Below are 26,602 nucleotides of genomic sequence, written 5' to 3' on the forward strand. Positions count from 1 at the left end.
TGACGGTCAGCGTCACCGTGTAGCTCCCCGCCGCTGAATACGCGTGCGTCACCACCACTCCTGAAGCGGTTGTCCCATCCCCGAAGTCCCACTCGTAAGAAACGATCGTGCCGTCGGGGTCGTAAGAAGAGGATGCGTCAAATGTTACTGATTGATTTACAACGGGTTTTTCTGGGTAGTATGTGAAATTAGCAATTGGTGGTTGGTTTGGAGCTGGAGTTACTCCAATGTAATGCTCAAACCTTTCCACCAACGGATAATTGTCTTTATCTCCATCTATGATGTAAGGAGCATCGCCTATCCAGTCTCCATCCGCATCACTTCCGGTGTAATCGCTCCAGTAGTTGCCTAAGTAATTCGTATGCTGTTTTCCGTCGTATGTGTAAGTTATTTGTTCGGTTGAGTTCCAGATGTTTGTTGAAGAGTAAGATTCGACTTGATCTGTATTGTCGATGAAGTTGTTGAGGTAGATGATGTTGTTGCTAGAAGATTCGAGGTAGATTCCATACCAGTTGTTCGAGGCGGTGTTGTTCGCTATGATATTGTTGCTGCTGGAATCCCAGAGGAAGAATCCATTACATTTGTTCGAGCTTACGGTGTTGTTCGCTATGGTGTTGTTGCTGGAATAGCCAAGAGCGATTCCATCATCGTTATTCGAGCTTACGGTGTTGTTCACAAGGATGTTGTTGCTGGACTTGCGGAGGTAGATTCCTTCGATGTTGTTCGAGGCGGTGTTGTTCGCTATGGTGTTGTTGCTGGAATAGCCAAAGTAGATCCCATATATGTTGTTCGAGGCGTTTACATTCTCTATTCTACAGTTATTCGATTTATAGAGGTAAATTCCAGCTTTACCAGAGCCGGTAGCCCCGGTCACGGTGAAGCCGCTTATGTAAACGTTATCTGCCGTTACATAGAAGACGTGGTCATTGGGATTGGAAGCTTTTACAACAGTATCTGAAGTATTCTGCGAGTATGAGCGGATCTCCACGGATTTGTCTACATCAACGTTTTCGTTGTATGTTCCGGGGCAGACGATTATGGTGTCATTGTCATTTGCGTTCGTTACAGCATCACTAATCGTTGAGAAGTAGAGATCTCCGTTTGTGCAGGCATCCGTTTGATTTACTACCAAGGTTCTTTTAGTTGTCTCGTAATTCTCCCATGGCTGCATCAGCGGGTAGTTGTCTGCATCTCCATCAATTGCGTAAGGCGTATCGCCAATCCCATCCCCATCGGCATCGCTTCCAGTGTAATCGCTCCAGTAGTTGCCTAAGTAATTAGTGTATTTACTGCCTTTGTAGATGTAAGTTATTTTTGATATTGAGTTCCAGATGTCAACTGAAGCATAAGAATAAACATTATTAGTGTTATTTATGAAGTTATTTAGATAGATGTAATTGTGAGACTCGTCGTCCGTGCCCGGAATCGCCAAGTGGATACCATCGCCGTTGTTTGAGTTCACCATGTTCTTCGTTATTCTGTTTTCAACTGATGCAAAACACCCAGAAAGAGGAATACAGACATAGCTCAAATAAATGGCGTCGTCATTGTTCATATTTATGGTGTTATTTATTATATTATTACTACACGAACCTAACACAACGATACCGTCATCGTTATTTGAATTTATGGTGTTATTTATTATGTCATTAATACCCGAAAGAATCAGGAGAATGCCATCATGGTTTGAATTTACATTGTTGTTCGTTATTTTATTATAGTAAGAATTATACAAGTAGATGCCGTCATTGTTGTTCAATATGTTATTACCGGTGATCTCGCAATGGGAATTTTCCCGGAGATATATTCCAGCAGTTGCACCTTTAATCGTAAACCCACTTATACTCACATAATCTGCCGTCACCTTAAACACAGGTTTATTTGAATTTGCAGCCTGAACAATCGTTGAATCAGACCCATTTTCAGACCTAATAGTTAATTGCCTGTCCACAAAAATATTCTCATAGTAAGTTCCATCTCTTACGATGATAGTATCACCATCGCTTGCGCTATGAACAGCCTGCTGAATACTTCCGTAATCGTCAGGCACATATATCGTCTTTGCAGACGCCACACCCCCGAAAGCACTAAGTAGCACAAAGGCTATGCAAACACCAAATACCAGATGTTTAGCATCCCCTCTCATCCCAAACCCCTCTTTTCTTCTTATTTTTCACGCCAAGCCGTGCCTCTCCCCGCCGCAAACGGCAACTCACCTCTGATATTTAACCTTCTCTTGTCCACACACCCCCCTCACTAAGGGCTTCCCCTCCTTAAATTCTTTTCGGTCTCGCTCACGGGCTTCCCGATGCCCTGCGGCAGTAAATCGTAAGTGGCGGCTTCGCTTCGTGCCTCACAAGCCCTGCACTTTCTCCGCATAAACGGACTTGACCCGCTGCAGCAGCGCCCGCAATGTCTCCTTGCTGTCGTTTTCTGCGTCGAGTTCGGAGAAGCTTACCCCTAATTCCTCCAATTCCTCCCTGTTCAGCATGAAAGGCTCGTCGAGCGTTACGCTTCCAGCGCTGAGGGAGAGCGTCGCCCAGCTCACGCTTAAAACCTGCGACGGAAACGCTTTCATGACGTTCGCTCTGAAGAAGTCACGGGTGCTCTCTGGAGGGTTTGAAAGCGCCGCCGTCACTCGCCGCCGCATTTCCTCAAAATTTATTTCGCGCATCTCCTTCGAGGCGAACGCCAGCGAGTCCTCCGGGTCGAAAATGGAGTCGTCGGCGGCGCCGCTCATGAGAGCGTCGGGAATCGCACCTTTCTGCACGTAAAACAGCACCTTTTCGTCAAGCAACGCATAATGGTTACAAATGCTAATGCCCTCCTCAGCCTTCTTAGGCTCGTAATTCACGAGAAACGCAAGCTTCGTCACCCAATCAATCCCATCAACGTAAGCTTCAAGCCGCCGCTCATTAAGCCTTTCAAATAACTTTTTCATATGTTTCAGCCCAAATTCGTCCCAGAAGCCCTTCTCTTCGCCTTCTTCATACATACGCTCGACACGCTCAAGGTAGAAATCCAGAATCTCTACGGCGTCCGTCGTTTCTCCATTCTCCAGCCGCAGCTTCCACTCGCAGGACTGAGTATCCACAGAAATTTTCTTAATCGCAGCGACGGGGTCTTCGAGTTGCGGGGCGTCGTCGAGCAGCCCCAGCTCGAAAGCCCGCATGACCATCGTCTGCGTCACGTCCCTCATTATTATCGCATACTCGCACCGCAATGCCTCGTAATGGATGTCATGGAGCCGCCAGTATTTGCGAGCGGCATGCGGCTGGTCCCTCGTGTTCAGAATTCCCCTGCTCGCCGTCGTCGAAAGCGAAGAACGTTGCGTCACGAACATCGCTCGTGGCGAGATCACGAACTTCACGCCGCTTATCTCCTCATCGAGGCTCTGCCTCGTAATATTTGCAGCGACGACGTCGCCGCCGCCGCAGAACACTATGCGAGCGACGAACCACGGGATTAACGCCCTTTCAACACGTCTCCAATCCTTGCATGCAGCTCTGAGCGTGAGCGTGTTCCCGTGCGTCGCATACGTGTTCGTGACTATGCCACGCCTCTCGGCGAAGAAGTTGGCAACGTTGTTTTTGTGCACTGAAACTTTCTTTTTCAGCGAGAAACTTGCTTCCCTTGCGCCTACGAACGCATAAATCTCAGAAGCCCGCTCGTAAGCCAGAGCGTCTAAGGGGGCGTTGTAGGAAGGCGTAGAAATCTCCAGATGTCCCAAATCATCGTAGATACGGCAGCCATTCCTCGCAAACGACGAAACTATAGTGCGCTCGTGCTCCTCTTGTGTCACCTCAGCAGAAATGTCCCAATTTACAATTCGAGAGAAATTAACTCGCTTCAGTCCCTGTATCGCAGCGCTTACGAGTAGTGAAGGGTTAAAAGGCACCGCCGCGCTCAATGGATACTCCTGCTCTATGCCCCTGATCTTACTCTCCACGACGCCGCTCATCTGCGTGGTAGCCTCGTGATTCTGCAGCCCTCGTCGTCCTCTTCGTTGTTCTCCGCCTCAGCTTCAGCTTCCTCCCTCTTTATCTCCTCTATCTTGCCCTTGATGCTCTCCTCATTCCAACCATCAAGTTCGTCAAATCTATACGTTCGGCTGCCTGAATATAACAAGTAATCCAAATAAGGATTCCTGCTTATCCTCTCCCTTATTTCCCGGCTTATCCGCTCCTCCCAGTGCCGCACGTCCTCCTCCTCCGCAAGCAGCCTCACGAGCACTTCTCTGGCACCGCTGCTACGCCGCCGCTCCCCTAAGAAAACAACGACGACGCTTGGCATCCTCGCAAGCTCCGGATACCTCGAAAACAGCTGCGAATATTCATCCTCGCCCGGACGCCTCACGTCTATCCTTATCTTCGGCTCCTTTGTTATCGTTATCTTATTCCAGCTTATCGTGGCGTTCTTGAACTCCTGCGCCAGCCGCACTCTCAGCTCCGCCCTCGAGTTCTTCGGCGGGAACAACAAAGCCTCGGCAATGTCTTCTTCCGTTAAAATGCGTTCGACGCCTATGCGGTCCGCCACCTTCTCATAAAGGTCATACTCACAAAGATTCGTGAACGCAAAGCTCGCCGCTATTTTCTTCTCCGTCTCATCATCTATCATATAATACTCGGAACGCAGATGCCTCCCTGAATACTCAAAGTCATCAATCTCGTGCTCGACCACCCAAAGCTTCATTATCCACTCTATCCGCCGCACCAGATACGGGTCTTCGAGCAGACCTTGGTTCAGCTTCTCGCACACCCGCTTAAAAGTCTTCAGCGCATACTCGTCCCAATAATCAGTCTCACGCTCCTCAAAAAGCTCCTCTATTGCATCTATATAATAGTGATTGAGGTAATCCATCACCTTTATCCTGTCGCCGTTTGCCAATCTTATCTTCCAGTCACCGTTGATGTTCTGCGAAATTTCCTTGAACGTCTGAAGCGGGTTCCAGATGTCAGGCACCTCCCTTATGATGCCGTTCTCAATTGCATCTATGATGTAGGTCGTGATTGCATTGTTCAACAGCCTCGTAACTTCCGAGCGCAATCCTTCACCGCTCGTCACGTGCACTCGCATTTTATCCTTCGACGTCAACGGCTCGTCTCTCGTCGAGAGTATCGGCCATTGCGACGGCGACTCCGTCATCACCCTGCGAGCGACTACCGCCTTCGGCGAAATCACGTAACGGACGCCGCTGCTGTCAAGGATATAGCCGCCAGCGCCGCAGAAGACCTTACGCAGCACCAGATACGGAATGAAGAGCCCCTCTTTCCCAGCAAACCTCCGCCGCTCCACCATGTAGGACTCGTGCGTGCCCCGACTATACCTCTTGTCAATCTCAACGTTCGCCTTCCAGCATTGTATATACACATCATCGCCGCTTCTCTTCCCGAAACGCTCCCGATATCGCTCGCTCGCAAGCTCGGCGCCGAGCTGCATGTATATTTCTGACGCCTTATCGTATTTGAGAACTTCAAAAGCGTTCCTGCATTCGGGCGTCGCAATCTCAAGATGCCCACCTGTGCACACGTAGATGCGGGCGCCGTTCCGCAGAAATCCGTCGTTACGCCGCTGCAGCTTCGAGCAGATGGCTGAAATGTCGTCGAAGAATTTGTATTCTTCCAAGGACCGAATTATCTCGTCAACGTGGTAATATCTTGCATACCTGTAGAGCTCAGTAGCTTCTGTATTTATACCAACTCGGAACTCATGCTCTATTCCTTGCCACCGGTTAAAATTATCCATAAAGCTCCCCTCAATTACGTTAATCCGCTTCAGTGCCGTTAGCGTCGTCGCATCACGTCGCTCAGAAATGCATGCCTGTATCCTCTTCTAACTTCTTGTGGTAGCCCGCTGCTATCATCTCTTCTGCACGCCGCTTCAGGAATCTGTTGAAGCCCTCCTTCAGGTGCTCCAGCGTCACCCCTATCTCCGATGGCGACCTATATTTCTTGCTCAGCTCCAGCGCTCGCTCTTCTACGTCAAGAACTCCGTCAAGCCCTTCCCGCACCCATATCTCAGCGATGTCTGTCCTCCCAACAATCCCCTTCTTCAGCATGAATATCGTTCGTTCCTCAAGCGCTCTGTCCCTCGCATAATAGAACATCTGCGCGATAAACCGCCCTGTGACGGAATCACGACGCCGTATGGTCCCGATCTCTGTCTCAACAATGTCGTCCGTATACATGTAATCAACAATCTCTTCGACGAGATAGTTCTGGGCTGCAGCTACATCACCGAGCTCCTCCACCAGCAAAGCATCCATGGGCACCTTCCTCGCATATATCCTAGCGATGGAGAACGCCGCCTCCTTATCCGGCTTCGGCACCTCTATTATCTTGTCGAAGCGGGAGCGTAGCGCTGAATCTATAAGGTGAAGACGGTTTGTCGCCCCGATAACCGTGAGGTGTGGGTGCAAGTCGTAGAAGCCTTCGAGGATATCAAGGAGCTGCCCGGTAACACGCTCGGGCGCCCCTGAGGAGCCAACATACATGCCTCGCTCCTGCGCCAGCGCATCTATCTCATCGAAGAAAATGACGCCATAGTCGTTCTCACCGCTCTCAAGCTTCTCGTTCGCCGTCTTAAAGACTAATCTCACATTCCGCTCGGATTCGCCGAGCCACATGCTGAAAAGCTCGCCGGCGCCGACCTTCACGAACTCGCAGTTCGGCAGCGCCGTCGCAAGCGCCTTCGCACACATCGTCTTCCCACAGCCCGGCGGCCCATACATCAAAATGCGACGGGAATGCTCCCCATATTTGGAATAATCATCAGGATTGAACATTGGTAGTATTATGCTCCTTATAAGCTCCTTCTTAACTTCCCTCAAGCCCCCAATGTCATTAAAACTTACGCCTGGGCTTTTTGTAACCTCGTATTTTGAAAATTCCCTCGTCACGTAACGCCTCTTTATGTCAAAGGTCATCGGTATCATCCCAACCTTCATGCCCTCTTTTAGCGCCTTCTTCTCTTCCTCCGAAAGCTTCTTGTATATCTTGTTTTGCCCTCGTCCCGTCGAAATCTCACTAATCCACTCGTCCCCCTCACACCGTATCTCCTCAACCTCGCCGACGATGAGGTCCACCATCTTGTTGTAAGCCCGGGTTATGCCGACTGTAAAGCCCGTCGGGCTTTTCTTGTCCGGGATGTGCCCTATGAAAACATATTGCCCCTCCCTGAGGTTTCGCACCTCCTCGTCGGAGAGCAAACCGTAGGGCAAGACTTTTAACGCTCCGTTTATATTCACGACGGCACCGTCCTCAAGCTTCTCAACTATAAACCCTATGTCGAGCGGCGGTGCCTTAGCCTTCGACACCAGACGCTCCAGTTCCTCCTTGTAGGTCTCCAGCTCCTCGTATCTCCTCAATAACCTCCGGTACTCGCTCTCTAACCGCTCATACTCATATCGGGGGACATATTCATCCCTTGCCATATCTTTTCTCCCTTAAATCTATTGTATTTCCTTTTATAAGATTGTCGCTGACCGCTCTTTTTTTTATCATATCCATCTTATTAAGGAGGCGAGCGTTTATTAAGGGGGCAAGCAACAGATGGCGATAGACGCACGGCAGGCTGCGATCCTCGGCGCTGTTCAAGGCGTATTAGAATGGCTCCCCGTGAGCAGCGAGGGGCAATCTATGCTCCTCATGCTTAAATATCTCTCCATAAGCGTGAGCGAAGCTTTTTCTCTTGCAATATTCTTGCATCTCGGGACGATGTTCGCCGTTTTGTTAAGGTTTCGTCGTGAATTTCTGCACATGGTGCTGAACCCCACGGCGAAGCTCTCAAAACTCGTGATTCTGGCTACGCTCTCCACAGGCGTCACCGCTGTGCCTTTATTTTTCTTCGTAAAAAACTTCAAGAGTGGCGACATGGTCTCCTTGCTCATAGGACTGATGCTCATCGCCACCGGGCTCCTGCTCAGAGCCGCAAAAACGGCATACGGGCTGAAAAAAGCCGAAGATTTGAGCGGCAAAGAGGCTTTCTTTCTCGGACTCTTCCAAGGCCTTGCGATATTGCCCGGGGTGTCCCGCTCCGGGACGACCATCACATACCTCCTGCTCAGCGGCGTCGAACAGGGACAAGCACTCATCGTATCATTTTTGATAAGCGTCCCCGCAGTCCTCGGCGCCGTGACCTTAGAAGCGCTCTCCGGCAACTTCGTATTCTTCCAAAACGGCTTAGTAATGCTACTCACCTCTTTCGCCATGGGCTACTTAACGATGGACGCTCTCCTGAAACTTGCCAAAAAAGTCAACTTTTCAATATTTTGCGTATTTTTAGGCGTGGTGACCATTATTATCGTTGCGCCTGCCTTCGGCTTGTAAAAATGAGGGAAAATATCAATAATAGGGGCAAAATAATTGTTGGGAATTCTGAAATTGAAAAATCCCGTATATAAACGTCGTCATCCACAGGCTCGCCGTCGTCCCACTCGCCGTTGTCGTTTATATCCACGACTATGCTATACTCGCCGGGCGTCAGCGTCGCATTCCATATCTTAGCAAACGCACTCCCCTCGTCATCAACACGCACAACCTCGACGCCGCCTGAAACGTCCTTCAGAGCAGCTCTACTCCGCCAGTCCTTATCCACAACGTATATACGAACTGTGGTGTTCGCAGGCAAGTATTTGACGTAGCAATATAGGCTTTCAGACACGTTGAACACGTCTTTTTCATGCCTCGTGGCATCGCAAGACCTCACAAGTGGCGACAACGGCTGCGAAGGCGGGGAAGAGGAGTGGTGGTGCCGTCTGATGTGCCCCTTATGCTGCGGCTCCGCCATTTCCACTACTGAAAAATTCCCAACGCCGTCATTTTCGAAATTGAAAATGCCTTCACCAGCACCTACCTCGTCGAAAATCACGCAAAACCCCGTAACATTGTCGTTAGCGGTTGCATTCCTCCATATCAAAATGTGCGAGACGTTCCCGAACTCGTCAGAAACCACAAGCTCATGAACGCCCGAGGGGTCGTTATGAGGGACCAAAACGTTCCCTTCTGCTACCGGGGATGGTTGTATCCAAGTTCTATAATCGGTGTTCGGCAGCAAGCCCGTCGCTTTCACATACACGGCATCTCCCTCTACAAATTCCACCTTCTCAACGCCATTTTCGTCCGTCGTTACCACGACAGGCTCGAATTTATAATGCACATCCTCTCTTAGGATCTTTGGCGTGAACGTCCTCCTAAAATCACCGCTTACCAATGTCGCGCTCACAATGACCAGCTTCGAGTCCGAGAGCGCAAGGCCGTCCGCCGTCCCTTTTATCTTCATCCTTAGCCCCGGATAAGTCTCGTTAAATCTTTTTATGTCCAGTATCAGCCGTGTATGGTCTTTTACGTTCAACACTACGCTCTCAGCGTTTATTTCCATGGCGGACCCTTTCTGGGATATGATTATGCCCGCCGAGTTATTCCAGTCGGAAAACACCCTCGTGACGCCGTCGGCGTCGCTAATTTCCACGTTTAGGAAAGCCCCGTTGACGCCGTTTCCCGAGCCTCTGCTGAATATTTTGACATACGCTCCCTTTATCCACATCCCATACCGTTCGGCGATGTAAGAGAGCCGTTCCACGTTGCCTGAACCGTTTATGGAATATGCATACTCGTCGGCGATTGGAGCTTTCGGGCTCGAAACGAGAGGCAAAACCATGACAAACACCATGACTGCGAAGATGACCGTGGCAAAGTTTTTCTTTAGCCTCAATGCCCTCCTCCCCGTCAGTTATGTTCGTAAACAAGTATTTAGTCGTTTCCATAGAGGAAATAATTCTTTCCTTCAGAAAAATTCCCTGATAACTTTCAAGGGCACCCCCAGGGTTGAATGAAATCATTTGGCAATTATTTGAAATTTAAATTTCAATCATCTGCGAATATTTTTCGGACTACAAAAACATATTTAAGGTGCTGAGTTGAAATTTCAGTGGATGAGCATAATAGATGGCAAAGATTGGGAAATGCTGGAAGAATATTGGGCTGAACAATATGAAAAAGACTATTTGAGTTTCAGTTCTCCACCCTTGTATGTCGTGGTCCCGTTGCTACTACCCGCGGGTCAAAACTCGTCCAAATGAGCATCTTTGAGCAGATTCTCGTCCACGACAACTGTTCTTCTCGCCTTGCACGACTTCACCGCCGCAAGGGCTACTGCAAGGGCGTGGATGCCCTCCTCCCCGGATGGGCTGAGTTCTTCGTTGTGCACAATTCCTCTCAAGAAATACTCCAGCTCGCTCCTTAAAGGCTCTCTTTTCTCCACAAAAACGTCCTCTACGAAATCTCTTCTGTGAATTTCAAGCGTTTGCGCAATATAGTCCATATACGCAACGCCTTTGACGCCGACAGCGACGAGCACCCTCACCTTGTGAGGCGTCAGCCAGTTTGTGTCCACAAGCCCCGCCTTGTTGCCTTCGTAACCGAGCAGTATGGAAGCATAATCCTCATGCGAATGCATCCCGTTGCCAGCTATCGCAGACACGTCTCTAACGTTCTTCCCATATAAAAACGATATCACATCTATGTCGTGCACAGCAAGGTCTATTATCACGCCAACATCCCTTATTCTCGGCGGGTGCGGGCCCACCCTTTTGCTCGATATTGAAACGACATTGCCGAGCTTTCCGGCGTCTATTTCCCCTTTAAGGGCGATGACCGCCGGATTAAAGCGTTCAACGTGCCCAATCATTATTTTCACGCCCGCACCCCTTGCTGCGTCCACGATATTTCGGGCGCTCTTCAATGTGTGAGCAATAGGTTTCTCGATGAGACAGTGCACCCCGTGCTCTATTGCGGCTATTGCCACTTCCTCGTGCTGCGTCGTCGGCACTGCTATGCTCACAGCATCAACGCACTTAAGAAGCTCGTCGCAGTCGGTAAAAGCTTTAGTATCATACAATTTCGCGACCTCTGATGCTTTCTCTTCATCAACGTCCGCCACGCCCACAAGCTCGACACCTTCCATCTGGCTGTAAATACGAGCGTGGTGAACGCCCATCTTCCCCACGCCTATGACTCCAACTCTCATCCGTAAATCACCTCCCTAAGCGCTGTTGCGCACTGCTTCAGCTCCTCTTTAGAAACAGCCGGATGAATGGGGAGAGAAATAACTTCTTTAGCCAATCGCTCCGCAACGGGCAAGGTCTCATCGTAACCCAGGTCCTGGTAAAGGGGCTGCTTGTGTATGGGTATTGGATAGTATATCTCGGCGCCGATGCCTTTCTCTCGTAACTCCTTTACGACGGCGTCACGACTGATTTCAGTATTAACCACTCTTATCGTGTATTGATGGAAGACGTGCGTGCAGCCTCTTTTGACCGATGGCGGGACCACGCCCTCCACGTTTTTTATGCAATTCGTTAAGTATTCTGCGTTCTCCTGCCGCCGCCTCGTCATGGCAGGGAGCTTTGCGAGCTGGACAATTCCTATCGCGGCACTCACATCGGTCATGCGCATGTTGAAGCCTAGAAGTTCGTGGAAATATCTCTGCCTTGAGCCGTGCGACCTTAGCATCCTTGCATATTCCGCAATAATTTTATCGTTCGTCGTAATCATGCCGCCTTCCCCGGTGGTCATGTTCTTCGTAGCATAAAAGCTAAAACAGCCCGCCCCGAAAGAGCCGACTTTCTTCCCACTGAACTCCGCACCGTGCGCCTGGCACGCATCCTCCACGATTAGAAGATTGTGGTCCTCCGCTATCTCCACCAACGCCTTCATGTCCGCAGGATGCCCGTATAAATGGACGGGCATTATTGCTTTCGTTCTGTGAGTGATTTTATTTAAGACGGCATCAGGATTTATGTTGAAATCATTCTCGTTGATGTCTGCGAATACGGGCTTTGCGCCCGTGAGGAGGATCGAATTTGCGGTTGCGATGAAGGAGAACGGCGTGGTAATGACCTCGTCGCCCTCGCCTATGCCGTGCGCCAGGAGCGCTATATGCAGAGCGGCGGTCCCGGAACTCACGGCGACGGCATGCTCGACGCCGATAAACTCCGCAAACCGCTCCTCGAACTCTTCAACTTTTTTCCCTTGAGCAAGGTAGCCTGTTTTTAACACCTCAACCGCGGCGTTTATCTCGTCCTCCTCAATTATTGGTTTTGATATCCGTATCATATCAATCGCGCTTGATACTGGTCAATGTCTAGAAAAAACCATATCTTAGGGGTATAAATAACTTTCGGAGACCTCTAAAAAGTTATTTTTACGTAAAATCTTGCGGTAATCGCCAAATTCAACGCAAATCCCCTTATCGTAACTTTCATATTATTGAAACTTATTTTTCCAAAGCCATTCACGTATTAACCAATACCTGAAAAATATCAACAATGAAAAAATATTTGCAGTTCGCTTAAAATCGTTTGTTAGCGGTAATAATTTCGAGTGCAGAAGGATGAGTCGAGCATCGCTTTAATTTGTTACCGTTCTCCTCGGTTTGCTGCCCACGATAGACGCATCGTTATAACAAGAGCACAGCAAGTAGGATGCAAAGGACGCCAACTACGTCCATCATGCTCGTGATGATAGGAATGCACTCATTGTCAGGGTCAAGCCTGAAGGCGAAGGCAGCGACTGCCACGTAATACGTGAAAAAGTTCAAGAAGGTTGTGCAAAGCAGCCCGCCGAAAAGCGTTACCGTCGCTATTTTTACGAGCGGGGGCGCCGCCGCAAGACCGAGAGCGAGGCTTGCCGCCCATGCCGACACACCGACCAGCGAGAACACGCCCACCGCAAATATGTAAATGACGATGAAGTTTTTCAAAATGCCCTTTTCGGGGAGGGGCTTCGGGCTTGCGGTGCCGATGTGCAGCATGGAAGAAATGCGAGCCGCTAAGATTCCTGAAAGCGCACCGCTCTCTGCGAGGAACGGGGGAATCATGATAAGAAGGGCAGGTAACGCTAAGAAACTCTCAAGACGAGACTCTATCGTAACGCCCGCGAACGCGCTCAGCAGCCCTGCAACGAAAAGTATCGGCACACTCTCCCTGAAGATTCGTCGAACGTCCCTGTCGTCGGCGTCCAGCCCGCAAAACGCACAAGCCGCAGCGAGTGCCACAAAGATTATGAAAAGCGCTAAAACCACCCCTTCGGGAAGTAAAAGTGTGAACAAGGCTGCCACGTATAATGACGGGAGTGTCACGACGTCGCCGACTGCCGTAACAAGCGGAGCCGAGACATTATCAAAGTCCCAGTTGCGTCGATAACCGAGTATAGAAAGGGCAATGACGACGAAAAGGAGAACGACGCCTGAAATTACACCACCGATGACAGAGATTACAACAAACGCTGCTACACTTATGCTTCTAAACCCGAAAAGCACGGCTACAGCCCTTGCAAGGAGGCCGAGGACGACCGACATCAGCAGCGTGATGAGCAACGATACCTGCAAGTTCTTGCGGAGGATGCCCTCTCGCAAACTCGGTGTGAACACCCCGATGTGCATCGCCGTGCCTAAGCGGGAGCCGAGGGCGCCATAGACGTTCCCACGCATGTCTATCGCAGGCGGTATTAATATCATGAGACCGGGGAGAAGTCGTAACATGTCCATCATGAAGCCCAGAGAAACGCCGGCGAGAAGGTCGCCGAGAGAGCAGAGAACAAGCGGAAAGGTTCCTTGCTTAAAAACATCTGAAAATTCGTAGAAGAAGTTTAAAATCGCACCTAAAGCCCTTAAGACGCTTATGTTTACCCTCTCGAAATGCACCTTGCTGGGTAAGACCACTTTCATGCGTAGCACGCCCCCTTGGCGTCGTCGAAGTCCCCAACGCCTCTAATCCCCCGCAGATGCTCTTAGCGACCATCTCAGGCTCTCTCCTATGAGCGCTCATCCTATATAAACGTTTCGTCCCACGTCTTGCAACACGTCTCATGTTAAACCTCGTCAGTCGTGATCGGTAATGACGCCAAAAACAAACTCTTCTAGCTCTAAAATCTTCAGCCACTGTTCTACGCAGTCGCACGTCATCTCAGCGAAGACGTTAAGGTCCTGCGTCACGGAAAAACGGCGGATGGCAGCCGCCACTTTCTTGTCACAGCGTCCGCAATTATGCGCCCCTCGCTGCGAGCCGGCACCCACCGGGTCAGAAATCAAAACGCCCTCGTAAAACTCTTTTATCCGCTTCAGAGCCTCCACAGCGCTCCAGAGCCACGGCGGGCGGTAGTGGCGCTCCCACCACAATTTTTCAAGAAACGTGTTGCGTTGCACGTTGCACAAGTTCAGAGAAAGCACGTCCGAAAAGGTGACGGCTCTCGCAGACCGCACAACGTCCTCCAGTGCCGCATGCTCCGTGAGAAACGGCGGCTTCATCAGGAGGTATGTGCGGAGGCACGCTTCTTCGCTTTTAACAACTTTCGCCGCCCGCAGGAAGTCTTTAAAGCTAAAGCCTTTGTTTATGAACTTTTCTCTTACGAAATCGTCGGAGGTTTCAAGCCCGATGGCGACCTCCAAGCCCGCAAAACGCTCAACACACTCGCCCACCCGCTCAGACGTGATGAACTCGGGACGACTCTCCACAACCACTTTCTGCACGCCAAGCTCTGCTGCCTTTTTCAAAATTTCAAGTCGCACTGCTGAGGGAAGTTCGTCGTCGTCAAAGAAGCTGCCAGAGGTGTAAATCTTCAAGATTTCTGGAGACTCCGCACAGCGTCCTTTCAGCTTGTGAATTGCGAATTCGAACTGTTTAACCAAGGCTTCTGGCGGCTGTGGCGTGCCACTTTCCTGCCAGTAGCCGCACATCGTGCAGCGACGCCAGCGACAGCCCGTCGTCCGCAGGACGACGACGAAGGAACGTGCTGCTCTACCGTCAAAGAAGTCCCGTTCCGCCCAGAAGTTCGTTGGTAAACTCATCAGATTATTTTTGTTTGGCATTTAATCAATGCCGCCGTCACGAAGCAATGCGAAAAATTAATAAATTATCATGATTAAAGGGCGATGGATGGAAAAGAAGGACGCATTATCCGTGGCTGTTGAAACATATAACGAAATTTTAGACACGATGCGGCATCGCATCGCCGATGCCGAGGCACAGGGCAAGGAATACTACACGCCGCTCGCCGTCGCCGGCGAAGCCGCCGAAATGCTCATGCGGCAGGGGCAGGTTGACATTGAGGAGCAGAGTCTGTCGCAGGTGCTCGACGGGGCGGACCGCTTAGCCAAGCTTGTTAACCTAAGATTCTGCTCTGGGGAAAATGGAGTCGTTACGGTTACTTTTGGGTGGCTGCACGGCGGCGTGATGTTCACAGTGCATCCCCTGGGCATATATCCGGCGAGGATTACTGAACCTGTATATCCGGTAATTGCATATTACAACAAGAATTGCGATTACTTTTACCACTTCACCGAGAATGCGTATTGTCCGACGAAGTGGCGGATGGAGAACCTTCTCAACTCGACCTTCGACTATACCGCCCTTTTCGACCACTTGGGCTCCAGCTACTTCAGCAACAAGGCTTTCGGCGTCGGTCCGAGGGTTCTCGGGCACCTCGCCGGGCTCGGCGTCATCGCGAAGCAGCGTCCGTTCTACGACCCCAGCATCATCCTGCTCTGGGAGGAGTTGTACTGGCTGAAAAAGGATATTAAGAAGCTGAAGGCGAACATTCGGGTTGCGAAGCGTCCGACGCTCCTCAATGCGAAGAAGGCGGAGCTCAAAAAAGTGAAAATAGACTGGAAGTTCTTCAGGCACTTCCCGATCGAAATACGGTGGCGCAAATACAAGCATCGCCCGGTCTGGCTCCTAATTCAAGAGGTAAAGCGGCTGAAGGATGACCCGAAGGCTAAGGAGCGCATCGACCACATTGAGGAGCCAAAAGTGATAGAAGACCCATTCCGTGTGCTTTACAAAGCGCGGCGCTGGCATACTTATCCTTACATGTTCGACAAGGAGCGTGTGCCGCTGAAAAGCGTGGAGGAGTATAAGGAAGAACTAAAGAAGCTGAAAGAGCTAAAGAAGGCGCTCAAAAAGCTTTATAAGGAGCGTATAAGGGCTGAGAACGAGAAGGGGGTTAAATGGCTCAAAGAGGTATACAGACCGACGAAGCGGGCGTTGAAGCAGATAGACAAGACTCCGAGGATGCGAGAGCTACGGCGGCGCTGGAAAAAGAGGAAAAAGTGGATTTTAAATACCGCCATGAAATACGGGATTGATTGCCTGCCGTATTACAATGAAGGCGCATTCCGGGATAAGCCAGAGATTCAGAAGGTGCTGGAAGAATTATATATCCCAACAATCGAACACCCAGAGCTGGGAGAGCGGCTGCGGTTCATAGAGTACGAGAACTTTCAGGAGCGGCGGGGCTGCCCCGGCAGGGAGAACATGTTAGGGCACATTTTCCTGCGGAAGTGGCGGCGTGTCGACTTTGCAAGATTGCTCAAGCATGAAAAAGCCTTCGGGCTTGGCAGGGTGACGTGGCCTGGAGTCCTGAGCGAGCTGCTCTGCAGAGAGTCCCGGGGGCGCTACCACCGCAACTTCCCCAACGCCATGGTCTTTAAGACTCCAATTCCGGTGTGGGGCATGGGCGAGTGGAAGGAACTGCCGAGATTAGTCCGCCACCACGTTCCGTATCCGCTGCAATACCGCCTGATCAGGAATGAACACGGATATCCCTTCATGGAGCAGGACTACGACTACGCTTACCGGGGACGTTGGGAGTGCCGCCCCATACACCCGGCGCACGGCTTCCTCACCAATGGCTGTGAGCTTGGGGTGAGAATATGCACATATATCGGGTGGCTGCTTTCGCATTTGATGATGAAAAGGCGCTGGTGTGGCTGGGTCTCTACTACCATCGGTGGCTACATGTATTGGCCGACGGATAGGCTCACGCTGCCCCATACTTGGGTAAGTAGGCTCACCCAAGCATGCTACCTGTACGGGATATTCAATGTATAACATCCTTGAGAAGCGCCCTACGTTAAGATATCGCTTTCGAATCCCGCACGCTCGATGACTCGCTCAACAGCTACGTCACTATACCGCCTCATACCACCCGTAATATTTTTTGAGCAGGTCCTTCAGGTTTTAGGCATATCCCGTGGGGCAAGGCTGCTGTGAACGGCCCTATCCCTCACAGCGAGCTATAAGAGATGCCATCGATTTAACCGATAGTGGTTCACTGAAAAGAGCCAATGACGTAGCCCCACCAAAGGAATGCAGCGCCAAAAATCACGGCGAACCACTCGTCCAGCGGATATAGCGTAAATGAATGCAGCAGTGGCGCTAAGACTATTACGCTAAAAAGCCCGGCGACCAACGGCCATAAGTTCATTTTTATCAGTGAAAAATCTCAAATGAATAAATAAATAATTTTCGCTCACGCTCTTGAGGAGCCAGAAAGAGAATCTCAGAAAAAGGAGCTTAAAGGTATGGAAGAAAATATTAAGATGCGTAATTAGTATTGAGCCGGGGTGGCCTAGTGGGTGAGGGCGCCCGACTCATAATCGGGAGGTCGCGGGTTCGAAGCCCGCCCCCGGCATCCCCGATAGACTTATATTTCTGACGCCCCCATGCATGTCCATGGAGGAGAGCACGAAGCGCTTTGTGCTTGCGGTGATAACAGGGCTTCTCGTCATGGTATTCCTTGGATTTATCCCCATACTTGGGGCGGTGCTTGCGGGGCTCGTCGCAGGACTCGTCGCGGGCGACAGCATTTCCCGAGGTGCAAAAATTGGATTCTTCGTCGGCATCTTTGCGATACTACTCCTAGCGCTGTTCGGCGACGCCATAGATGTGCTCAGAGGTAGCTTCATCACAGCCATAATGTGGCTCCTTGCCATTGTCGTCGTAATACTGCGGTTTATATGGTGGCTGCTGCTTTTGCTGCTGACCGCAATCCTGTGCCTCATCGGCGGTGCCATCGGCGGCTATTTGAAGAAAAAAGAGCTCATCTAAAACAAGCGTTTACAATATCACAAACCGCAGCCACGACCTTGGAATCGTCGGGTAGCTCTATCAAGGGCTTCCCCACAAAGTCGAACTCTTTCACCACCTCGTCTTCAGGAATGGTCCCCACAAGCTCCAATCCTGTGTCCTTTATTTTCCCCTCAAGTGCGTCCAGCTCGCTCGTTACTTTATTTAACACGAGGCAAATTCTGTCAAATTTTATCTGAAGCTTTTCAGCTATGTTTTTTATGGACTTTGCGGTCTCGAGACCCCGGATGGTCGGGTCGCTCACCACGAGCAGCGTGCTTACATCACGGACGGTTCTTCTGCTAAGATGTTCGAGTCCCGCCTCGCAATCCACCACGACCTTCGAGAAGCGTCCTGAGAGCTTGTCTATGAAGTGGCGGAGCATGTCATTAATCAGGCAGTAACAACCCGGACCCTCAGAACGCCCCATTGCGATTAGCGAGAAACGAGGCGTCCGCACCATTATCTCGTCTATCTTGTGTTCGAGGAGCACATCTATAGGTAAGTCCGCACCCGGAATCCGACTCGGCGCCGCTATCTCCTCACGGACGTCACCGAGCGTCTTCTGAACACGCACGCCGAGCGCGCTCGGCAAGCTCGTCGCCGGGTCCGCATCTATCGCCAATATTCGCTCACGCTCCGACAGAAATTTTATGAGCAACGTCGAGATTAACGTCTTTCCTGTTCCTCCTTTGCCTGTTACCGCTATTATCTCGCCCTTCGTCATTCCTAATATCGTTCGCAGAGCTCGTTAAAAACTTTTACTTCATCAACTTTAATTGCATTAGCGATGCCATCCTTACAGATGTTTTGAAGTAGAATGAGCAATTTTTTTCAGAAAACTTGCCGTTTTGGGTTATTTTATATCAGCACAAACAAATTGAAAAAGCGTGAGGGTCTATACGATAGCGTCTGGTAAGGGTGGAACAGGAAAAACGACTTTAGCGCTTAACATTGGGACTGCTCTTGCGATGCTCGGCAATAAAACACTGGTCATGGACTGTGACGTCAGTATGGCGAATCTAGAGCTCCTCGTGGACTTCGGAGGGCACAGGAGAACTTTACATGACGTCCTAGCGGGCGATGCGGAGATAGACGACGCAATATATACAGGACCGGGCGGCGTGGACATCGTGCCCGGCGGCATTTCCATAAAAGGCTTTCAGAAGGCGAATCCTGAGCATTTAAAGCATGTGATGAGCGACCTCCTTGGGAAATATGATTTCGTGATAATAGATGCGGCGGCGGGGCTGAGTAAGGAAGTAATCGTGCCCCTTTCGCTTGCGGATGAGGTCATCCTCGTCGTGAATCCAGAGATTCCTTCAATCGTGGATGCGCTGAAGACGAAAGCCGTCGCTGAAATGGTCGGGAGCCGTGTGGAGAATGCCATACTGAACAAGGTGGTCGGGGAGAAAATAGAGCTTACGAGGGACAAGATAAGCGAATTGCTCGAAGTCAAGATTATAGAAACAATCCCTGAGGATATAAATGTCAGGAAGGCAGCAGCCATGAAAATACCGTTGGTCCTTTGGAACCCAGAGGCGCCAGCAGCCCGCTCTTTCAAGAGGATAGCAGCGAAACTCGCCGGCGAATACGTGCCGGAAGAAGAAGAGCTCACGAAGAAAGAGGGTTTCATAAATAAGCTGATAAAAGCGGTTTTCGGCGACGAGATGAAGAAGGCTGAGGTGAAAAAGGCGAGAAAGTTGCCTCTTGTGGGGGTGAGGAAGTGGGCGCCATGGAAGTGATGCTCGGCATAGCACTTGCCATCTCCCTTATCATCATCTCAGTGATGTATGTGAAAATACGACTCCTTACTATGGAGATCAGCAGGATAAAGTCAAGGACTGAATTTTCAGACGAGGAGGCGCGCAAGCTGCTAAGGAGCATCGATGAGCTGAAAAGGCTTAAAAGGTTGAATGCATTCCGTTAGATGCGTTTCGCTTTGATTTCCACGTCAAGCCCGAATTTTTCACTTACCTCCGCAGCGACCATTGCTTCTATTTTCGACGCAGGCACACGTCTGAATGCTCTCGGTGAGTATTCCAACGAGATTTTTGCCTTTTTCCCGTCCACATTGACGACAAAACTGCGGATTTTCATCTTATATTGCTTTTCCAGCTCCTTTATCATTTCTTCAATGAAGTTCCTTACTTCTTCTTCGATTACAAGATGCGAGAGCCCCTCTGCGATTATTCTCTCTTTTATATCCATTTTTATTCTTTCCTTCAATTTTTTCACATCCTCCGTGAGGGCTTTAATGCGTTTTATGCTCTCGTTGATTCCCTCGTCGGCTTTTATTATGACACTTCGCTCCACAACCTTTCTCTTCTCCTCTAAGCCCGTAGGGTGCGCACTTACTGAAATCCTACCAGTCCCTGCGGATTTTATAGGTATTCTGAACTCTTTTTCGGCATGCTCCCGCTTGACCTCCAATTTGTCTTCGAACTCAACACTCTCACCTTCAGTCTCAAACCTCACAGAAACGTCGAAAACGCCATCTGCTTCTGCATCTATTTCAACCTTGAGGGCAAGTTGCTCGCCCTTAACGTAAACATCCTTGTCGGGACTCGCCATAAGCTCGAACACGCTTATATCGCCAAAAAGCCGCTTGCTCTCTTTTAAGATAGCATTTTTGTTCCATTCCTTCGCAGCCTCCAACTCCAGCTTTTCAAGACGAGCTATGTCCACGTAGCCCTTCTTCCCTTCAAAATCGAATATACTTTCTAACGCCGCTTCCCCGTATTTAGTCCCATCTTCGGCGTCCACCTCGCAGCCTATCAGCCTGCCCCTTTCGAAGAGTAAATAACGGTCCTTATACATCCCAGGGCTAATAAATATGGAAATTCTGATATAACCGTCAAACTTCTCCCTACTTAACTCTTGTATCACATTTTTGAGTTCTAACTCTTCTAAATTCATATCTCGCCGCACAAATTCTCCAGTGGGCAATTCCATGCTCTTCGCCTTTTAAAAAGAGTCAAAAAAGAAAAAGAGAAGGGAGGAGGGAGTCATCATGAAATTTCTCTCTGAAGCATGGGCACTGCCTTTTTAACTTCTAATCTGAGCTTTCCAAGGTTTGCTTTATTGGGGTCAAGGGATACTCCCAACCAATAATCTTTGTTCAGAGGGCGCAGATAAAACATGACACGTTCTGCAGTTATGAGGATATCAATGACATTCCCACCGCCGAAGTTCTCCATGGTTTTCTTTGCAGTAATCAACGACGTGTTAGCTTCGGCGGCTGCGACTTCGGGGTTGAAGCTTGGGTCATTAGTGACATGCTCCACAATAATGCCATCATATCCGATAATGCCGATAGCTATTGCCCCATCTATTCGCCGCAGCATGTCGCTTAGTATTCTGTCTATAGGCACCTTGAAACCACCCCCGACAATTCGTTTGCCGAAGGCGTATAATAACCTTTGCCTATGTTGCAAGTTAAGTTTCAGATATGAGTTAATTTATTTCAAATATCTGCTATTTATTTTGAAAAAAAGGTATAGAATGCTCAAATTCGTCCAAGATTCGTGGGGGTAGAATTAAGAAAAATGAAGAAAAGGGTTAAATGCCGAGAGGGGTCTCGACCTCTTGCATCACTTTCACGACCTCGGAAGGGTCGCCCTCCACGATGATTTTCCCAACGCGCATCAGGGCGGCGCGGTCGCAGACCATATCGATGAAGTCCATGTCGTGCGACACGATGATGTAAGTCTGCCCGAGCGTATCCCGCGCCTTCTTGATGGACTTCACGATTTCAAGTCTCGTCAACGGGTCCGCAGTCCCTGTTGGCTCGTCAAGCAGCACGATTTTCGGGTCGGTCATGAGTGCTCTCGCAAATGCAAGGCGGTGGCGCTCGCCTTCGCTCAACATGTCCGGGTATGCGTAGAGAATCTTATCTGTCTCGTCGTCGGTAAAGCCGACGGCTCGCATCGTCGCATATATCTTATCAGCAAGCACGTCCGACGGCAGATCATAGGGCAAGGCGCCCGCGAGGTTCTCATACACGTTCAGGTTCGGATGCACCGTGTAGACCTGATGCAGCATGCTTATGTATGGCGTGACCCGCCCTTTGCCCTCAGGTCCAAGCTCCCGCAGGTCAATCCACTCGTCTTCGAGCCTTATCAGAATACGCCCTCGTGATGGTTGTATCAGTCCGGCAATCATCTTGAAGAGCGTGGTCTTCCCGCTGCCGGAAACACCGACGAGCCCGAAAATCTCACCCTCGTAGATTGTGAGGTCAACGTCATCAACCGCCTTTATCAAGCCCCTATCGTAGGTGTAGAAGTATTTTCGTGCCTTTTCAACCTTGATAATCGGGTTATCGCACTTCCGCCGCTCGATGGGCGGCATCTCGAAAGTCTCCATGAACTTATCTCGAATCTCAGCAGAGGGTCCTGGACCGGCGACCTGCTTGCCCTTCTCAAGCAGTATTGACTCGGAGGTGGTCGCAACAAGCGCATCGGGCCAATGTGACGTCACAAGCATCGTGATGCCATCTTTCTGTGCGTCGAGCATGCAGTCGTGGACCGCCTGCGAGGTTATTGGGTCGAGGGTGCCCGTCGGCTCGTCCGCAAGGAACAAGATCGGGTTCTTGGCGAGACACATGGCGAAGACCGTCCGCTGCTTCTCGCCGCCGCTGATGTCTCGTGCGATGTGCGTCGCTCGGTGCAGCAACTTTACCTTCTTCAAAATCTCCATAGCCCTCGGCATCTGGAGGTGCTTCGGCACGCCGGCGTCCGCAAGCGCCTCCTGCACGTTCACGATGACCGGCGACTCGCCGAACAGGGCGAACGTCCGCTGAATCATCAGCGCTATCCGGTCATAGATGCGGCGTCCGATGACTTGTTTCTCCTCAAGCGCCTTCCAGTAATCAACCTCCTCAAGCTTGAGCTCCGAGCCGCACTTCTCGCACTTCTGCCCTTTCTTGCTCGGCGGCTCGACCCAGCGGCACTCCGGGTTCTGGCAGGCGGCGACCCTGAAGATGATACGCCCAGTAGTCGGCTTGTATTCTGGGATGCCCCGTATTATGTTCATCAGCACGGTCTTGCCGCAACCGCTCTTCCCGAGGATGCCGAAGCCCTGCCCCTCTTTCACTTTGAAGTTTATACCTTCGAGGACGGGCACGTCCTTAAAGGTAATACCTATGTTTTCTACTATCAGAAAAACCTCCTTCTCCTCGCTCATCTGCATCCTCCTTGTGGCTCGTTAAGATAATCCTAATGCATTAAGATTATATATATTTTCCTTTGCTCACGAAGGCGAAGTGGAGCTGCCTATGCCATCTCTATTAACCACACGTCGCCCTTCTTTTTCCCTTTCAGGTTTTCTAACCCCCTTCTCACGGTTCCTATGATGTTCGTGGACTCGAAGGGCTCGCCTGTCGGTCCGTATTGGTCGCTTGCCTCCAATCGTATGCCTATCATGCCATAGCCGGGACGGCTCATGTTAGTCACGCCTATTGTGCCTGCTTCCACTTTCTCAGTGGGCATGTTCTCAGGAATTATTGCGCGTTTCCTCTCGGCGCCCCTGAAAAGAACCATAGATTCGGTGCTTGCGAGGATTGTAAGCTTCCCTATCGGGAAGTTTCGGTATAATCCTGTGGCGTTTTTGAAGTAATCTATGCTACTTGGCGCCTCCCTCTCGAAAAGCTCCACGTAGATTATTCTGTCGGCGGGAACGCCTTCAGTCCTCACGACGCCCGTCTCATAGGCTTCCAGAGTGTAATGCGGATGCTGCGCCACTACAATGGCATCGTCGCTCGTATTGCCTATTCTCTCCTGCGAGAGCCCCAACTCTTCGAGCATGAGCGCAGCGTCCTTTTGCGTTTTGCCCAAGACGAAAACGTGCTTCGGAGCGGTCTCCACGAGAATCCTATCGCCGACGCCCGCAACGTCCAGGAGTTCTGTTCCCATTTCTACGACGCCTATATTGTTTAACGCCGAGTTCGGCATCCTGTCCTCCTTGTATAGGTATATGGAGCCCACCCGCTCCCCCTCGTTCCTTATGCAGACGGCGCCCCGCTGCCGGTATTCCTCGTTGTTCTCAGGCACAAGGTCAAAGAGTGCCAGCGGCGTCTCCGCCCTTAAATATGTGTGTGTCGCCTCGTCCACGACGAAAACTCCACCTTTGAGCTTTAAGTATGAAAACAGCGCCTCCGCCGATATTTTTGCTTCCTTAGAGAGCTTCACCCTCAACCTCGTGAGGATATTCATATTTTCCTTCACGGCCGTCCCAAGCGTTATCTTCTCCACCACCCGCTCCGTTCTCCGCTCTGCTTCTACCGTTCTTATGCTGTCGCCTTTGCTTAGCTCTTTTACGACTGAGAAGCCCATCACCACCTTTCCTATACCTCCGTTTTCCACGCCCTCAGGAACCAAAGAGAGCCCCTTGTGCTCGGAAAGCGAGATGCAAAGGAAAGCATCTTCGGCTGTCGGGCTGCTCTTAAGAATGAAAACATCCCCCTTCTTCCGCCGCACCTCTTTAGCGGTTTCCTGCATCCGCACATCGAACTTCACAGGCCCTATGACCACTTTGTTGTCTTCGACCCAGGCAACCACGGCGCCCTCCCATGCTTTATGCTGTGGCGCCCACCCTTTAAAATCCATCTCGCAGACGAAGACCCCCTTGTCGGTGTCGAAAACGAAGCGTCTTGCTTCTAACTCTTTCTCGCCAAGCTTCACGGCAACGAGCATACCCTCCGCCACACTTTTCCCAAGACTCCTCAGAAGCTCGCCGACGGTTATGCCCCGCTCTGCCTCCACTTCCTCGCCGTCCAGAAGAACTTTCATGAAATTAAATAGGCTACGCTCTCTTAAACTTTTTCTCAAGCTCCTTCAAGCTGAGCCGCAGCATCGTCGGACGTCCGTGTGGGCAGGTGTAGGGGACCTTTGCTTTTTTGAGCCCCTCGACGATTTCACGCATCTGTGAGTAAGAGAGCCTCTCGCCGGCTTTGACGCTCAAGACGCAGGCGGCGGTGCTGAAAATCGCTTTTAAAAACTCGCTCTCGCCGACGTCGCCTTTGCCAGCGCTCTCCCTCAAATGCTCTACCAAACGCTCTATTACACTCACTACCTCCTCCTCTCTTACTTGAAGGACAGCGGGCACCGCCCTTATCACGACGGAGTCTTCCCCAAACTTCTCAATCTCAAAGCCCATCTTGCGCAGCGCTTCCATATTCTCCTCAAGCATGCAGAGCTGCTGCGGCGTGAGCCTCGGCACGTAAGCCCTTATCAACTCTTGACTCCTTAGCTTCCTTGACCGATACTCTTCAAGCAGCCTTTCAAAATTTATCCTCTCGGCGGCGGCGTGCTGGTCGATGATGAAAATGTCGCCTCTCCCGCCTTGTGCGATGATGTAGCTATCGTGAATTTGGTAGAGGGGGAACGTCTGGACGTCAAGAGGGGCGTCTGCGTGCTGCGCCGCCTCGACGCTCTCGTCGAGTTCAAGGGGCATTTGCGTGCCTTTAGGCGTTGCGGCTCTGCTCCCCGCAGCTTTCAGCTCAAGCGTGGTAGCTGCAGCTCTCGCAGCGGCGGCGCCGCCGACTTCCGCCGTTATTCTTGGGACGAGGTCGCTCTCGCGCAGTGTCGCCGAGACCGCTGCTTCCACTGCTGCCTTAATCGCTTTTGGCTTGTAGAAGTGCACCTCTGTTTTTCTCGGGTGCACGTTCACGTTGACGTCCCTCGGCGGCAGCCTCAACGAAATTATCGCAAAAGGACGGGAGTTTTTAGGCAGCAGCGAGCCGTAGCCGCTGCGCACGGCGCTTTCTACTAAATCGTTACGGACGAAACGCCCGTTAACATAAACAAAGGTTCTTCCAAGTATTTCGGCGGTGGGCTTGCTTATGTAGCCCTCGACGGTGACGGCGTCAGAGGAATATGAAATCTCTAAAAGTTCTTTTGCGACGGTCTTGCCGAAAATTGTGACGATGATGTCGAACATTTTCCCACTACCGAGCGTTTTGAGCGAGAGCTTGCCGTCGTGGAAAAGCTCGAATTTTATCTTTGGGTTGATGATGGCGTAATTCGTAACGACGTCTATTATGTTACGGAGTTCGGTGGTGACGGATTTCATGCTTTTAAGCCTTGCGGGAACGTTGAAGAAGAGACCTCTGACGGTGACGCTCGTGCCGCCGCCCCAACTTATCCTGCGGTGTTCTTTGATTCTGCCACCTTCAACACGCAGATACGTGCCGAACGCCTCGCTCTCATGGCGGGTCCGCAGCTCGACTCTTGCAACGGCGGCGATACTTGGCAAAGCCTCGCCCCTGAAGCCAAGCGTCCGCAAATCCTCCAAATCCTCTATTTTTCTTATCTTGCTCGTAGCGTGTCTTTCAAAGGCGAGTTCGACGTCGTCGCTTTTTATCCCGACGCCGTCGTCCGTCACCCTTATGAGGGCCTTGCCGCCGTTCTCGACCTCGACCCTTATGCGGCGGCTGTCAGCATCTATGGAATTCTCGATAAGCTCTTTAACGACGGACGCCGGGCGCTCTACGACCTCGCCCGCTGCTATCTTGCTCACCGTTAGTTCGTCGAGGACGTGGATGGCTCCCATTACTCCCAGTTCGTTGAAGTTCTAGGTTATGCATTTTGAGCCGAAAAGCTCAAAATGCTTCGTGCGATGTCATCCTTTGTCCATCGCACCGGGTGCAACCCACACCCTCTATCCCGTCCGCAAACGCTTCCGGGATTGCTTTCCTTATTA

Annotated in this window: 21 protein-coding genes and 1 tRNA gene; 6 read left to right on the forward strand and 16 right to left on the reverse strand. The window is 50.8% G+C overall.

Annotated elements, in window-relative coordinates:
* From ACXJJA_RS02020 to ACXJJA_RS02035, 4 genes are all read right to left on the reverse strand, one after another.
* Positions 1–2,146: NosD domain-containing protein (locus tag ACXJJA_RS02020; RefSeq protein ID WP_456486561.1), on the reverse strand; the 2,146-nt coding region annotated here is incomplete at its 3' end.
* A gap of 207 nt (positions 2,147–2,353) precedes the next feature.
* The gene (locus ACXJJA_RS02025) at positions 2,354–3,961 is read right to left on the reverse strand and encodes a proteasome accessory factor PafA2 family protein (protein ID WP_456486562.1); all 1,608 of its coding nucleotides are present in this window, start codon (positions 3,959–3,961) and stop codon (positions 2,354–2,356) included.
* Positions 3,958–5,745: a proteasome accessory factor PafA2 family protein gene (locus tag ACXJJA_RS02030; protein ID WP_456486563.1), complete on the reverse strand. Its 1,788-nt coding sequence runs from the start codon at positions 5,743–5,745 to the stop codon at positions 3,958–3,960. The genes ACXJJA_RS02025 and ACXJJA_RS02030 overlap by 4 nt, the downstream gene beginning before the upstream one ends.
* Positions 5,746–5,806: 61 nt before the next feature.
* Complete coding sequence (locus ACXJJA_RS02035) at positions 5,807–7,432, reverse strand: ATP-binding protein (protein ID WP_456486564.1); 1,626 nt, start codon at positions 7,430–7,432, stop codon at positions 5,807–5,809.
* Between the two features lie 118 nt (positions 7,433–7,550).
* Here ACXJJA_RS02035 and ACXJJA_RS02040 point away from each other — a divergent pair, with 118 nt between their 5' ends.
* Positions 7,551–8,327 carry an undecaprenyl-diphosphate phosphatase gene (locus ACXJJA_RS02040; protein ID WP_456486565.1) on the forward strand — a complete coding sequence of 259 codons (777 nt, stop codon included), beginning with the start codon at positions 7,551–7,553 and terminating at the stop codon, positions 8,325–8,327.
* Here ACXJJA_RS02040 and ACXJJA_RS02045 read toward each other — a convergent pair.
* From ACXJJA_RS02045 to ACXJJA_RS02065, 5 genes are all read right to left on the reverse strand, one after another.
* Positions 8,299–9,711 carry a hypothetical protein gene (locus ACXJJA_RS02045; protein WP_456486566.1) on the reverse strand — a complete coding sequence of 471 codons (1,413 nt, stop codon included), beginning with the start codon at positions 9,709–9,711 and terminating at the stop codon, positions 8,299–8,301. The two genes, ACXJJA_RS02040 and ACXJJA_RS02045, sit on opposite strands and share 29 nt — an antisense overlap.
* Positions 9,712–10,059: 348 nt before the next feature.
* Positions 10,060–11,025, reverse strand: coding sequence for a Gfo/Idh/MocA family oxidoreductase (locus ACXJJA_RS02050; protein ID WP_456486567.1), 966 nt, complete (start codon positions 11,023–11,025; stop codon positions 10,060–10,062).
* Positions 11,022–12,113 (reverse strand): DegT/DnrJ/EryC1/StrS family aminotransferase, encoded by a 1,092-nt coding sequence (locus ACXJJA_RS02055; RefSeq protein WP_456486568.1) that lies wholly within the window; start codon positions 12,111–12,113, stop codon positions 11,022–11,024. Before ACXJJA_RS02055 ends, ACXJJA_RS02050 begins: the two co-directional genes overlap by 4 nt.
* Positions 12,114–12,456: 343 nt before the next feature.
* On the reverse strand, positions 12,457–13,725 hold the full coding sequence (locus tag ACXJJA_RS02060) for a magnesium transporter (RefSeq protein ID WP_456486569.1): 1,269 nt from the start codon (positions 13,723–13,725) through the stop codon (positions 12,457–12,459).
* Between the two features lie 153 nt (positions 13,726–13,878).
* Positions 13,879–14,844 carry an archaeosine biosynthesis radical SAM protein RaSEA gene (locus ACXJJA_RS02065; protein WP_456486570.1) on the reverse strand — a complete coding sequence of 322 codons (966 nt, stop codon included), beginning with the start codon at positions 14,842–14,844 and terminating at the stop codon, positions 13,879–13,881.
* 88 nt (positions 14,845–14,932) lie between these two features.
* Between ACXJJA_RS02065 and ACXJJA_RS02070 the strand changes: the two genes are divergently transcribed.
* A complete protein-coding gene (locus ACXJJA_RS02070; protein WP_456486571.1) occupies positions 14,933–16,885 on the forward strand; it encodes a hypothetical protein in 1,953 nt (650 codons plus the stop codon).
* Between the two features lie 220 nt (positions 16,886–17,105).
* On the opposite strand, the gene ACXJJA_RS02075 is transcribed toward ACXJJA_RS02070, so the two are convergent.
* The gene (locus ACXJJA_RS02075) at positions 17,106–17,261 is read right to left on the reverse strand and encodes a hypothetical protein (protein WP_456486572.1); all 156 of its coding nucleotides are present in this window, start codon (positions 17,259–17,261) and stop codon (positions 17,106–17,108) included.
* A 133-nt stretch (positions 17,262–17,394) separates the two neighbouring features.
* Between ACXJJA_RS02075 and ACXJJA_RS02080 the strand changes: the two genes are divergently transcribed.
* Both ACXJJA_RS02080 and ACXJJA_RS02085 read left to right on the forward strand, forming a co-directional pair.
* Positions 17,395–17,468, forward strand: a tRNA-Met gene (locus tag ACXJJA_RS02080).
* A gap of 41 nt (positions 17,469–17,509) precedes the next feature.
* Positions 17,510–17,884, forward strand: coding sequence for a DUF5518 domain-containing protein (locus ACXJJA_RS02085; protein ID WP_456486573.1), 375 nt, complete (start codon positions 17,510–17,512; stop codon positions 17,882–17,884).
* Here the strand turns inward: ACXJJA_RS02085 and ACXJJA_RS02090 are convergent.
* Positions 17,877–18,629, reverse strand: a complete 753-nt coding sequence (locus ACXJJA_RS02090; protein ID WP_456486574.1) for an ATP-binding protein — start codon at positions 18,627–18,629, stop codon at positions 17,877–17,879. The two genes, ACXJJA_RS02085 and ACXJJA_RS02090, sit on opposite strands and share 8 nt — an antisense overlap.
* Positions 18,630–18,792: 163 nt before the next feature.
* Here ACXJJA_RS02090 and minD point away from each other — a divergent pair, with 163 nt between their 5' ends.
* On the forward strand, positions 18,793–19,647 hold the full coding sequence (gene minD / locus ACXJJA_RS02095; RefSeq protein WP_456486575.1) for a cell division ATPase MinD: 855 nt from the start codon (positions 18,793–18,795) through the stop codon (positions 19,645–19,647).
* The gene (locus ACXJJA_RS02100) at positions 19,629–19,832 is read left to right on the forward strand and encodes a hypothetical protein (RefSeq protein ID WP_456486576.1); all 204 of its coding nucleotides are present in this window, start codon (positions 19,629–19,631) and stop codon (positions 19,830–19,832) included. Before minD ends, ACXJJA_RS02100 begins: the two co-directional genes overlap by 19 nt.
* Here the strand turns inward: ACXJJA_RS02100 and ACXJJA_RS02105 are convergent.
* The 5 genes from ACXJJA_RS02105 to mutL form a co-directional block, all read right to left on the reverse strand.
* A complete protein-coding gene (locus tag ACXJJA_RS02105) occupies positions 19,829–20,857 on the reverse strand; it encodes a DUF2226 domain-containing protein (protein WP_456486577.1) in 1,029 nt (342 codons plus the stop codon). The genes ACXJJA_RS02100 and ACXJJA_RS02105 overlap by 4 nt on opposite strands.
* Positions 20,858–20,913: 56 nt before the next feature.
* Positions 20,914–21,276, reverse strand: a complete 363-nt coding sequence (locus ACXJJA_RS02110; RefSeq protein ID WP_456486578.1) for a roadblock/LC7 domain-containing protein — start codon at positions 21,274–21,276, stop codon at positions 20,914–20,916.
* A 187-nt stretch (positions 21,277–21,463) separates the two neighbouring features.
* Positions 21,464–23,086, reverse strand: coding sequence for a methyl coenzyme M reductase system, component A2 (gene atwA / locus ACXJJA_RS02115; protein WP_456486579.1), 1,623 nt, complete (start codon positions 23,084–23,086; stop codon positions 21,464–21,466).
* Between the two features lie 89 nt (positions 23,087–23,175).
* On the reverse strand, positions 23,176–24,690 hold the full coding sequence (gene mmp3 / locus ACXJJA_RS02120; protein ID WP_456486580.1) for a methyl-coenzyme M reductase-associated protein Mmp3: 1,515 nt from the start codon (positions 24,688–24,690) through the stop codon (positions 23,176–23,178).
* A gap of 13 nt (positions 24,691–24,703) precedes the next feature.
* Complete coding sequence (gene mutL, locus ACXJJA_RS02125; RefSeq protein ID WP_456486581.1) at positions 24,704–26,452, reverse strand: DNA mismatch repair endonuclease MutL; 1,749 nt, start codon at positions 26,450–26,452, stop codon at positions 24,704–24,706.
* Positions 26,453–26,602: the final 150 nt, after the last annotated feature.

Source organism: Candidatus Alkanophaga liquidiphilum (assembly GCF_053996935.1).